Genomic DNA, 12,387 nt, shown 5'->3' on the forward strand with positions numbered 1-12,387 from the left:
AAAGATTATATAATAAATATTAGTAGTCATGAAGCAAAGCATAACATTAGGAAGAATATCAGCATTTATGGGATTAGGTTTTTTAAGTACTTTAAAAGATTTATTTACAGGGAAACTGGAAAAAGAAGATTTTAGAAATTTCTTAAGAAAAGTGGTTGTGCCACTTGCTTCTATACTTTTATTTATAGGATTGTGGCATATGGGTGCCAAATCGTTATATAATAAAGAAGCCGATTTTAAAATAGAAAAGGCGTTAACCGAACAAGGACAGGAGGCTGCCGATGCTTTAAAAGCATGTATTGCATCGGGCGATATTAGTTGCCAACCGAACACATTACCGTCTCCTGCCCAAGTTTGGCAATCGTATAAAGCGCTTCTTAAAGATCATAATATTATTAGTGCCGATAAAGCTGCTTTTATAGAAAAAACAGCTGCTTTAAACGAAAAACGCTTAGCAGAAGGAAAAGCAGCTATTACTTATACAGGTCGTCCATCGTTTGTAGACCAGATTGTTATGAGTATAAAAACCGTATTTGCGGGGTTTCTACTAGCTTTAATAATTGCAGTTCCATTAGGTGTTTTTATAGGGCTAAGTCCTACTTTAAAAAGTGCTTTTAACTGGTTTATTCAAATATTTAAACCTGTTTCTCCTGTGGTTTGGTACTTATTGGTATTCATGATTATTAAAACAATATTGATAGATTCTAATGAAGATAGTTCGTTTATCATTTCGTTTATAAGTGTTGGTTTTTGTTCTATGTGGGCAACCTTGGTTAATACGGCTATGGGTGTATCGTCTGTAGATAAAGATTATATAAATGTTGCGAAAGTGTTGAAACTTGGTCCTATTCAGAAAATATTTAAAGTGGTATTGCCATCGTCGTTACCATTAATTTTTACAGGTTTAAAAATTACATTATCGGTAGCGTGGATGGTTTTAATTGCTATTGAACTTTTAGCTCAAAGTCCAGGTTTAGGATCGTTTGTTTGGGAAGAATTCCAAAACGGTGCTAACGACTCTAACTCAAAAATTATTGTTGCCATGTTTGTTATTGGAATCATTGGTTTTCTTTTAGATAGAATCATGCTTACCATTCAGAATATGGTGTCTTTTAATAAAAATGACGGAATTTAAGAACAGGCTCTGTTTGCGTTAGGGATTGCAGAGGAAAGCCCACAGCGACGGTAGGAGCGAGGACTTGCAACGTAAAGCCCGACCCTTGGGTAACGCCCAAATAAAAATAATTGCATAAACAATAAACGAAAATGGCATACTTAGAATTAAATAATATATATAAAACTTACGGGCAAGCCGATGATGCTACAGAAGTACTTTCTAATATTAATTTATCTATTGAAGAAGGTGAATTTGTTGCCATAGTTGGTTTTACTGGTAGTGGCAAAACAACCTTGGTGAACCTTATAAACGGACTTATAAAACCTACAAAAGGTGAAGTGTTGTTTAAAGGTCAACCTGTTGTTGATACGAGTCATGAACGCGGAGTTATTTTTCAGAATTATTCATTATTGCCTTGGTTAACTGTTGGACAAAATGTTTTTATGGCTGTTAAAGAGGCATTTCCTAAAAAAAGCAAAGCCGAACTACAAGAGATTGTTAAGGATTATGTAGAAATGGTAAGCTTAACGCCTGCCATAAATAAACGTCCTAAAGAATTATCGGGTGGTATGCGACAACGTGTTGCTGTTGCTAGAGCATTAGCTATGAAGCCTGAAATGATAATTATGGATGAGCCTTTAGGTGCTTTAGATGCTTTAACGCGTGGAAATTTACAAGATGAAATTTTAAATATCTGGGGAAAAGATAAGCGTACAGCATTATTAATTACAAATGATGTGGATGAAGGTATTTATATGGCAGACCGCATTATACCATTACGCCCAGGACCAAATGCAACTTTAGGACCTGAATTTAAAATTGATATTGAACGCCCCAGAGATAAAACGGCGTTAAATGATAATCCGAATTTTAAGAAAACAAGAAATGCCATTATTGAGTATTTAATGGATATAGGAAATGAACGGAAATCTGAATCTAAAGAAGAATTTATACTTCCAGATTTGAGTCCTAAAGATTTTGTTAATCAATTTAAATAAGAGCTTTAAATGAATACGATACTAGAACATAAAAAAACAGGTAGTTTAACAGATAGCGGACTTTTTCCTTCTAATGAAGTGATGTTGGATTTAAAGGGCCTTAAGAAAGTATATCCGACACCAAAAGGGGATTATGTGGTGTTAGAAGATTTAAATCTTCAGATAAAGAAGGAAGAGTTTGTTACTATTATTGGGCATTCTGGTTGTGGAAAAACAACTATGTTATCTATGATTGCAGGATTGAATCCCATTTCTGGTGGAAATATATCTGTTTTAGGGAAGCATATAAAAGGTCCAGGACCAGATAGAGGAGTTATTTTTCAGTCGCCAAGTTTAATGCCTTGGATGACATCTCTTGAAAATGTGTTATTAGGCGTTAATCAAGTATTTCCTCATGCTACCAAAGCCCAACGTAATGATATTGCTAAATATTATTTACAAAAAGTAGGATTGGAAGATGCTTTTAATAAGAAAGCGTCAGACCTCTCTCAAGGTATGCAACAACGTGTAGGGATTGCTAGAGCTTTTGCTATTAAACCTAAAGTATTGCTGCTAGATGAACCTTTTGGAATGTTAGATTCTTTAACAAGAGGTGAGCTTCAAGATATTCTTATTGAAATTTGGAATAAAGAAAAAATTACGGCTGTTATGATTACACATGATGTTGATGAGGCTATCTTTTTAGCAGATCGTGTAGTAATGATGACGAGTGGGCCTAAAGCAAAAATAGGTGATGTTTTAAATGTAAATTTTGAAAGACCTAGAACACGAAAATCTGTTTTAGAACACGATGATTATTACAAATACAGAAAACATCTTATAGACTTTTTAGAACACTAAATACCTTATAAACAAATCAAATTAAACAAACTTAAAAATTAAAATTATGAAAAAGATTTATTCATTTATTGCTATACTGACGGTTATGGTTCAGTTTGCAAATGCACAATTTACATTAGATGGAGAGTTTAGACCACGTACAGAATACCGAAATGGTTTCGGTAGTTTAATTGCAGATGATGCCGATGCAGGTTTTGGAATATCAACAAGAGTTCGATTGAATGCTGGATATGCTACTGATGCATATAAATTCTATGTTAGTTTTCAAGACATTATGGTTTGGGGAGAGAACAGACAGATTTTGCCTTATGATCAAAACAACTCTTTTGCCGTTTTTCAAGCATGGGCAGAACTTAAGTTAGGTGAAAGTTTCTCAACAAAATTAGGACGACAAGTTATTTCGTATGACGATCAAAGGATTTTTGGAGGTTTAGACTGGGCACAACAAGGTCGTAATCATGATGCAGCTTTATTAAAATATAAGAAAGGTAAATTTATGTTTGATTTAGGTTTAGCTTTTAATCAAGATTATTCTAATCCTACAGGATTTCAATCGGTTGGAACTAATTATGGAACAACAGGATTCTTTTCTTATAAAAGCATGCAATATTTATATTTAAAACAAGCTTGGGAAGACTTATCAGGTAGTTTATTATTATTAAATACAGGCTTCCAAGAAGCTGACGGAATTAGTAGTTTACAAACTATAGGTACGCATTTAGATTATAAAAAAGGAAGTTTTGGTGTAGCTGCTAATGCTTTTATACAAACTGGTGAAAGACAAGGTGAAGTTGATGTTAAAGGAGCGTATTTATTAGGCTTAGATTTATCTTATAAAGCTTCTGCTAAAGTTGGTTTAGGAGCTGGTTTAGAAATTATTAGTGGTAATGATGGTGGAGCAGGAGAAACAGGTGCTTTCTTCCCATTATACGGAACAAACCACAAATTTAATGGGTTTATGGATTATTTCTATGTAGGTAATCATGCGAATTCAATTGGTTTATTTGACGTACATGTCAGTGCTAATTTTAAATTAAGCGATACATCAAGTCTTTTAGTAAAAGCATTAAATTTTAGTGGAGAGCAAGAATTAGCTAGTGGTGAGAAATCTTTAGGAACAGAGATAGATTTAGTTTATAAGAAGAAATTTAAAGGTTATGCTTTAGTTTTGGGGTATTCTCAAATGTTTGCTAGCGATGGTATGTATGAGTTAAAGGGAATTTCTGAAGACTTAGCAGCAGGAGGTCAAAATTGGGCTTGGGCTATGATAGTTATAAAGCCAAAGTTTTTAAAATAATGAAATAACACATTGGTTTTATATGTGTTAGTTAAGTGTTTTTAATATTAAGAATCCCGTGAAAGCGGGATTCTTTTTTGTTTTATTTTAATACTAATTTACTAGTATATAATATTAATTCTTTATAAGTTTTTTTACTGTAATAATTTTATTGTCTTGTTCAATTCGCATAAAATATACACCTGTATTTAATCTTGAGAGATTAAGAACTGAATGTCCTTTTTTCTTTTCATTCAAGATTAATGTACCAGTTACATTATAAATTTTAACACTGTAATCGGTAAAAGATTTAGTATGTATGTTAACGATATCATTTGCTGGATTTGGGAAAATATTAATAAAATCCTGAGTGTTATTCTCTTCTAGCGATAGAGCTTTAAATTCAATATTTATATCAAAACTTGTTCCTGTTTTTTTTATCAATAGCTCTCTTTTTGCAGCATCATATTCATATGAATCTGAGTTTGTAACATTTAAAGGTTCTTCCACATCTAATAATAAGAAAGCGTATTTTACAGAACTACTTCCATCAACAGATATTTTACTACCTGGTCCATCATATGAAATTTTTGATGTATCATATTCAATTCCATCACCTAAAGGTCGGAAGTAATCTACAGTACTTACATTCTCAACATCTGGTACAATTACCATTGTTTGATAAGTATCTAATGCAGCACTACCAATACCAGAATAACTATTTGTAATATCCATAGGAATAATAGCCCCTACTTTAAAGAATAAAGGAAATTTACTAAAATCGTAAGTCTCATTAATTACAGTACCTCCTGCATATGTTGTTCTATTCCAAAAATCAATCCATTTTCCATTGTTAGGAAGCGTATATGTTACATCATTTACTCTAGAAGTAATTGCTTTTGAAAAGATCAAATCACCAAGTGTATGGCTTTCTTCAGCTCTATTAAAGTTTTTAATTATAGAACCACCTGAAGATACATGAGATTTTACAATATTAGAAAATATATAAGGAACTAATTGCTCGTGTAACCAAACAGCTTGAAAATATGCATCTTCTGTTTCTGTATTACCTGAACCTGCATCATGCCACCATGGTAAGTGATTTGTTAAACCACCATTTTCTCCACCATTAATCATACTTGCAGTCATTGCACCAAACTGTACATAACGAATTAATTCATTTTTAGTTGATTTCTCTTCAAAGAATCCTCCAATCTCACAACCAGGAGCTCCATATCCTTCTTCTGCTGAAGTAAATATATTACTTACTTGTAATTTTAAACCTCCAAAATTACCAGAAAAATCACCACACCATCCAAGACTTAATTTTTCAACAGATGCAGCAAACCCTCCTTGATGAGAGAATGGACGACCTACCATCATTCCTTCAGTCTTTTTTGAAGTAACATAATCAAATATACTGTTGTAGTAATAAGGTCTAAATTCTGCGTTTGTTATTGTACCAATAGAGGTTTCAACATTCTGTCCAAAATATATTGCTCCTTGATCTACTTTAAAACCAGCAACTCCATCAACAAAAACTTTATCCAAACGTTCATTCCACCATGCTACAGCATCTGGGTTTGTAAAATCAAGATGAAGACCAGTACCTTTCCACCAACTTGATTCTCTTCCATTGTTTACAACATAATTATTTTCAAGAGCAAAATCATAACCAGGATCTTTTTGAATAGGTACATCTCCAGGATTACTTTTACTATTAATATTTCCTGTCATCCATAAGATAGTCTTTACACCTTTAGAATTAAAATCCGCTATCATTTGTTCGTGAGTTGGGTAACGACCTGTATTCCAATCAAAACTACTGTATGCTGTTGACCATGGGCTATCAACAATAACTCCATTAACTGGCATATTATGGGCAAAATAATCATTTACCAACCCAGTAGTTGATGCTTGAGTATTACCGTTATCTTCCCATACAATATGTCCTAAACACCAACGTGGAGTAAGTGGTGGAATTTTAAAAGATGTAGTTAAACTAAACAAAGCATTTGCATCATCAGCTAATCCTAAGTCGTTAAGATCTAAGGTAGTAGATGTATTTGTTCTTAAATAAGTATTACTTACAAAGTTTCTAAATCTCACATATTTTTCTCTTGTACCAACAATAATCCACTTAGATCTATCTGAAGTTGTTGTTACATATTTAATTTCATTTGCAGCTGTTGCTTCAAGATATTCACCTGACTGGTTTTTAATATAATAAGTATTTGGACTTCCAGCAACAGCTTCAAAATTAAATTGTTGCGTAGAAGATGTTTGCTCAACGATAGACAAAACAGGGGTGTTTGTATCTGTTTTGTCAATAGCATACGAAGACGTGTTTTGTATAATGTGATAAGCAGTGTTTGCATCAGGTTTCATTGTTAGGTAACCAGAAACATTAATTGTTGTTGAAGCTGAACCACTAGTTAGTGTGATGTTTCCATTTGTTGAAGAAGAACCCGAAAAAGAAACGCTAACCTCACTATCCGTTGCGTTTGCAGGTAAAGTAGTTGGTGATACTGTAAAACCTGATGGAGCACTTATGGTAATAGGATTTGATAAATTTACACCTGTAACTTTAAAAGTACCTGGCAGTGTTGTTTCGCTAGTTACATTTGAGTTAGATGGAGTAATAAACTCTAAGTTTTGATTTTGAGTTTCTTCCAATGCTATATTGTCTATGTAATTTTCTGTATACTCGCCGTCTTTCGAAAAAACAATATAACAACTTGTATCTGGAGCAATAAAAGCTATTTTTCCAGATTTCACTTGAAGGTTTGTAGCACGTGTAGATGAAAATTTTGTACCATTAACATTGGTACTGTTACCAAACTCTATGTTAGGACTAGTAGACGCGTAAACAGAGAATGTTCCTATAAAATTATCCCATTTTAATTGGATAAAATCAAAACTAAAGTCATAAGATGCGTCTTTTTTCAAATTTGTTAACAAATAACTAATCTTATTGTAAGATTTGCCATCGTCAAGAAATCGTAATTGAAAAGCATGTGAGCCGGTTGTAACTACTTGGGGGTCAGTATATACTCTTGAGGATGCTGAGCCTCCCATTACTGCATCAACATCATTTACCCATTTACCTATAGGAGCAGAATTTGCAAGTCCATATTCAAATCCTGAATCGATTACATTATTAGCTAGCAAATCAGTTGTTGTTACTAATTTAAAAGCACTTAAACTTGCGCCGTTAGGTAGAGAAGCTCCTACTTTGAAACTAGTTCCTTCGGTTGAGTCACTTGAAGTTAAATAAGTATTACTGTCTACATTTTTTAATGCAACAAAACCTGTTGTACCAACATCTTCAATACTCCAGAAGCTCTTCCCACTACCAACTATTAAGTAAGTTAAGTCTGTTCCTGTTCCTGTCCATGATAAGTAACCAAGACTGTTTTTTAGTCTATAAACACCTGATTGACCAACTACAGCTTCAAATATAAATTGCTGTGTGATGTCATTTTCTGCATACATAGCTGCAGGAGCATCATTTTCGTTAGCACCAAGTACTTTTGCAGAAGTATTTTGGGTTTGAATTAAATAATACGATTTGGTTGGATCAATTGTTGCCGCTTTTGCCATTAAGGGCATTAAAACGGTAATTAGTAGTAATTTGTAAATTAATTTCATAGTTTTAGTTTTAAAAAAAGTAAAACTAATTACATTAACTTGTTTAAACTGAGTAATAATTATCAGAATATAATACTATGTTAGCAAATTATTATTGTGTTAATTAATTATGTTTTTTTTGTTAATACTTGATGGTTTAGTAGTGTTTTTAGTGAAGATTTATCTGTTTTTTTGTCAAAATGATATTGTATGTATAAGTGAGTTTTTTATGATCTAGTATTAATTTGGGCGCTTCGATAACTAGGCTTGACAGTAAGTCATTTTAAATAAAATAAATATATATTCTATTTAATTAGATTAACCTTTTCAATTACTAAAGTCAACATTATTTAAAATATATAATGAATTAGTTTCACTTTAAAATACTATTTTTGTAAAAACAAACGTTTGTTTTAATTAGGGTAGAATTTTATTGAATATTATAAATTACATATGACAGATTCATTTAGTATAGCAGAAAAAGTAGCCATAGTAACTGGTGGAGGAGGAGTACTGGGAGGTAGTATCTCCAAGAGTTTAATAGCAAGTGGCGCAAAAGTTGTTGTTTTAGACATCCGTGAAGAAAACGTAAATAATAAAGTTGAAGAGTTAAAAGCAATGGGAGGCGATTCTATAGGTTTTGTTTCTAATGTTTTAGATGTTGAAGAAATGAAGCTTACTCGAGAAAAAATTCTGAAACAGTGGGGGCGCATAGATATTTTGGTTAATGCAGCGGGAGGAAATTTACCGGGAGCTACTTTAACTGAAGAGCAAACTGTTTTCGATATGAAGATTGTAGACTTCGAGAAAGTAACAAACCTAAATTTAAACGGTACCGTATATCCTTGTTTGGTGTTTGGTGAAGCTATGGCAAATCAAGGTGCGGGTAGTATTATAAACGTGTCATCTATGGCGACCTTATCTGCAATTACTAGAGTCCCTGGTTATTCTGTAGCAAAAAGTGGTATTGATATTTTTACCAAATGGATGGCTATGGAAATGGGAACCAAATTTGGCGAAAAAGTAAGGGTGAATGCTATTGCTCCAGGGTTTTTTATTGGAGATCAAAACAGAAAGGTTTTAATTAATGACGACGGTTCTTATACAGAAAGAAGTAAAAAAGTATTAGCAAGAACACCAATGAAACGTTTTGGCGATATCAATGAATTAAATGGAATTGTTCAGTTTTTATGCTCGGATGCAGCAAGTTTTATTACTGGAACAGTGATTCCTGTAGATGGTGGTTTTAGTTCTTTTAGTGGTGTTTAAATTTTAGAATATAAATGGAATTGACTAAAACACTACGATGGTTTGGAGAAAAAGATCCAATATCATTAAAAGACATGGCTCAAACAGGAGCTACAGGCATAGTTACGGCATTACACCATATCCCTAACGGAGAAGTTTGGAGTGTAGATGAAATTTTGAAAACTAAAAACAACATAGAATCTCAGGGACTAACGTGGGATGTTGTAGAAAGTTTGCCTGTTCATGAAGATATAAAGAAGGGTAGTCCTAATAGAGAAAAACTCATAGCTAATTATAAAGAGAGTATTAAAAATTTAGGTGCTTGTGGAGTAAAAATTATTTGCTATAATTTTATGCCTGTTTTAGATTGGGCTAGAACTAATATTGAATATGTTTTAGAAAATGGTGCTGAAGCCATGTATTTCGATAAGAATTTGTTTTCAGCATTCGATTTGTTTTTATTAAAGCGCCCTAATGCCAAAAAAGATTATACTAATAAAGAAATACAGGAAGCTAAATTAATTTTTGATAACCTTTCAGAAGAAGAAAAAGATAAATTAGGGTATAATATTATTGTTAAAACCCAATCTTTTATTGATGGAGCAGTAAAGGAAGGAGAGAAAAATTATCTTAATATATTTAATGAATTATTAGCAGCTTATAACGGTATTGATAAAGATAAATTAAGAGAGAATTTTTCTTATTTTTTAAATGAAGTTATCGAGGTTGCTGAAGAGTCAGGTGTATACCTAGCTGTTCATCCAGACGATCCGCCTTTTCCTTTATTAGGCTTACCAAGAATTGTTAGTTGTAATGAAGATTTTGAATGGTTGGCCAATGCTTGTCCATCATTAAATAACGGTATTACATTTTGCTCAGGATCACTTGGTGCTAGAACAGATAATAATTTGTCTACAATTTTTAAAAATCATGCGAGTCGCGTACATTTCCTTCATTTAAGAAGTACCAAACTATTAAGTAATGGCGATTTTTTTGAAACCAATCACTTAGAAGGATCTATTACTAGTCTTATGAAGTCCATTATTGAAGAACAAATTAATAGAAAAGATAGCGGAAGATTAGACTATAACATCCCAATGCGTCCCGATCACGGACATAAAATATTAAATGATTTTGATAGTGAAGCAAATCCAGGATATCCATTAATTGGTCGTGTAAAAGGTTTAGCAGAACTTTCAGGATTAGAACTTGGTATGAAGTATTTACTAGAAAACTAAAGCGGTTAAAGTTATAGCTTTCTTGTTGAAGATTGTCTTATAATTAAACTCGGATTTATTATAACTCTTCTATGTTTTTTTGTAGAAGGAGTTTCTATGTTAAGTAGTTCTAATAATATTTTAGCTGAATTTTCACCTAATTGTTTAGGGTATTGTTCAATAGAAGATAATGAAGGTTTTATTATTTCAGAAAACTGATCGTTTGCGTATCCAATAACGCCAACATCTTCTGGTGTTTTTATCCCCATTTCTTCTAATGCAAGCATAGTTCCCAAGGCTGTAATATCACTAGTGCAGAAAAAAGCATCAGGACAATTGTTTTTAGATTTAAACATTTGTTTTGTAGCTTCAAAAGCTTCCTCTTTAGTATTAATATTTGTAGCAATCCACGTTTCGTCGCTTTCTAACTTCAATGATTCTAAACTGTCTAGATAACCATTAAGTCTGTTCTTATATACATAAATATGGCTAGCATTACCTAAGTAAGCAATTTTCTTGTAACCTTGATTTACAAGATGTTTAATAGCTTTTATAGTTGCAGAGTAATCGTCATTTACTACAAAATCTATATCTAGGTCATTAGATATCCGATCAAACATGACTAAAGGCGTATTCCCATCTACAATTCTTTGGATGTGATTAGAGTCTTTTGTTTCGTTAGATAGCGACATGATAATACCTGATACTTGACTATCAATTAATGTTTGAATATTATGAACCTCTCTTTTATATGTTTCATTAGATTGACAAATAATAAGATTGTAACCTGCAGGGTAAGCAATATTTTCAATACCCGAAATACAGCTTGACATAAAGTTACTGTCAATTTTAGGAACAATAACACCAATAGAGTTTCCTTTTCCGCTTCTTAAGCTAGCTGCCAGTTTGTTAGGCGAATAGTTTAGTTCTTTAGCCGTTTTTTTTACTAGTATTTTTGTTTTTTCACTTATGGTGGGGTGATCGTCTAAAGCTCTAGAAACTGTAGAAATTGTAACTTTTAGCTTTTTGGCTACATCTGTTATGGTAGTTCTTTTTTTCATTGTATTTGCAATGTAATAATAAACCAATTAATTTTAAAACAATATTTAGGTGTATTGTTAGTATTTAGAATGTTGTTTAATAGGTGTTAGTTCAATTTTTGGTGTATTTAAAATACATTTCTTACATTTATGAAATAAAGAAAGAATATGCTTAAAAAAGTTTTTGCTAGTGCCGTGTTTGGTGTAGAGGCATCAACCGTTGTTGTTGAAGTTAATGTAGATAAAGGTGTAGGGTATCACTTAGTTGGTTTGCCTGATAATGCTATTAAAGAGAGTAATTTTAGAATTGCTGCTGCACTTCAGAATAATGGTTACAGAATTCCAGGGAAAAAGATTATCATTAATATGTCGCCTGCCGATTTACGAAAAGAAGGTTCTGCATATGATTTAACATTAGCAATCGGGATTTTAGCTTCAACAAATCAAATTAAAGCAGAAGATTTAGACAAGTATTTAATAATGGGAGAACTCTCATTAGACGGTGGTTTACAACCCATAAAAGGCGCTTTACCAATTGCGGTTAAGGCGAGAGAAGAAGGTTTTAAAGGTTTTATTCTACCAGCAGAAAATGCCAAAGAAGCGGCTATAGTTAACGATTTAGAAGTGTATGGTGTAGAGAATATAAAGCAAGTCATTAATTTTTTTGATAAAGGTGAACCTTTAGAGCAAACCATAATAAATACTCGTAAAGAATTTGAGAAAAATCTAGAGTTTCCAGAATTCGATTTTTCAGATGTAAAAGGACAAGAAGGTATTAAACGCTGTATGGAGATTGCAGCAGCTGGCGGACATAATATTATTTTAATTGGTCCTCCGGGAGCAGGGAAAACTATGTTAGCAAAACGTTTGCCTAGTATTTTACCGCCTATGACGCTTCATGAAGCTCTAGAAACGACTAAGATTCATTCGGTGGTGGGACGTGTAAAAGATACAGGATTGATGGCTCAAAGACCGTTTAGGAGCCCGCATCATACTATAAGCAATGTAGCTTTATAGAATG

Annotated in this window: 8 protein-coding genes and 1 pseudogene; 7 read left to right on the top strand and 2 right to left on the bottom strand. The window is 32.7% G+C overall.

The genetic code is table 11. The features are described from left to right. The first annotated feature begins 28 nt into the window (after positions 1-28). From ACH5TX_RS16735 to ACH5TX_RS16750, 4 genes are all read left to right on the top strand, one after another. The gene (locus tag ACH5TX_RS16735; RefSeq protein ID WP_439340639.1) at positions 29-1,135 is read left to right on the top strand and encodes an ABC transporter permease; all 1,107 of its coding nucleotides are present in this window, start codon (positions 29-31) and stop codon (positions 1,133-1,135) included. 131 nt (positions 1,136-1,266) lie between these two features. Further along, positions 1,267-2,115: an ABC transporter ATP-binding protein gene (locus ACH5TX_RS16740; RefSeq protein WP_439340640.1), complete on the top strand. Its 849-nt coding sequence runs from the start codon at positions 1,267-1,269 to the stop codon at positions 2,113-2,115. 9 nt (positions 2,116-2,124) lie between these two features. Beyond that, the gene (locus tag ACH5TX_RS16745) at positions 2,125-2,955 is read left to right on the top strand and encodes an ABC transporter ATP-binding protein (protein WP_439340641.1); all 831 of its coding nucleotides are present in this window, start codon (positions 2,125-2,127) and stop codon (positions 2,953-2,955) included. A gap of 46 nt (positions 2,956-3,001) precedes the next feature. After that, positions 3,002-4,252: an alginate export family protein gene (locus tag ACH5TX_RS16750; protein WP_439340642.1), complete on the top strand. Its 1,251-nt coding sequence runs from the start codon at positions 3,002-3,004 to the stop codon at positions 4,250-4,252. A gap of 114 nt (positions 4,253-4,366) precedes the next feature. Here ACH5TX_RS16750 and ACH5TX_RS16755 read toward each other — a convergent pair whose 3' ends face one another. Next, positions 4,367-7,882 carry a TIM-barrel domain-containing protein gene (locus ACH5TX_RS16755; RefSeq protein WP_439340643.1) on the bottom strand — a complete coding sequence of 1,172 codons (3,516 nt, stop codon included), beginning with the start codon at positions 7,880-7,882 and terminating at the stop codon, positions 4,367-4,369. 432 nt (positions 7,883-8,314) lie between these two features. Between ACH5TX_RS16755 and ACH5TX_RS16760 the strand changes: the two genes are divergently transcribed. Together ACH5TX_RS16760 and uxuA are read left to right on the top strand one after the other, a co-directional pair. Then, entirely contained in the window at positions 8,315-9,130 is an 816-nt protein-coding gene (locus tag ACH5TX_RS16760) for an SDR family oxidoreductase (protein WP_439340644.1), read from the top strand. A 20-nt stretch (positions 9,131-9,150) separates the two neighbouring features. Then, on the top strand, positions 9,151-10,347 hold the full coding sequence (gene uxuA / locus ACH5TX_RS16765; RefSeq protein ID WP_439340841.1) for a mannonate dehydratase: 1,197 nt from the start codon (positions 9,151-9,153) through the stop codon (positions 10,345-10,347). Between the two features lie 11 nt (positions 10,348-10,358). Here the strand turns inward: uxuA and ACH5TX_RS16770 are convergent, their stop codons facing one another. Then, on the bottom strand, positions 10,359-11,387 hold the full coding sequence (locus tag ACH5TX_RS16770) for a LacI family DNA-binding transcriptional regulator (RefSeq protein WP_439340645.1): 1,029 nt from the start codon (positions 11,385-11,387) through the stop codon (positions 10,359-10,361). A gap of 147 nt (positions 11,388-11,534) precedes the next feature. On the opposite strand from ACH5TX_RS16770, the pseudogene ACH5TX_RS16775 reads away from it, so the two are divergent. Next, a pseudogene (locus ACH5TX_RS16775) lies at positions 11,535-12,380 on the top strand (YifB family Mg chelatase-like AAA ATPase); the annotation flags it as partial. Positions 12,381-12,387: the final 7 nt, after the last annotated feature.

The organism is Thalassobellus citreus (assembly GCF_044385915.1).
GTDB classification, from domain to species: Bacteria; Bacteroidota; Bacteroidia; order Flavobacteriales; family Flavobacteriaceae; genus Thalassobellus; species Thalassobellus citreus.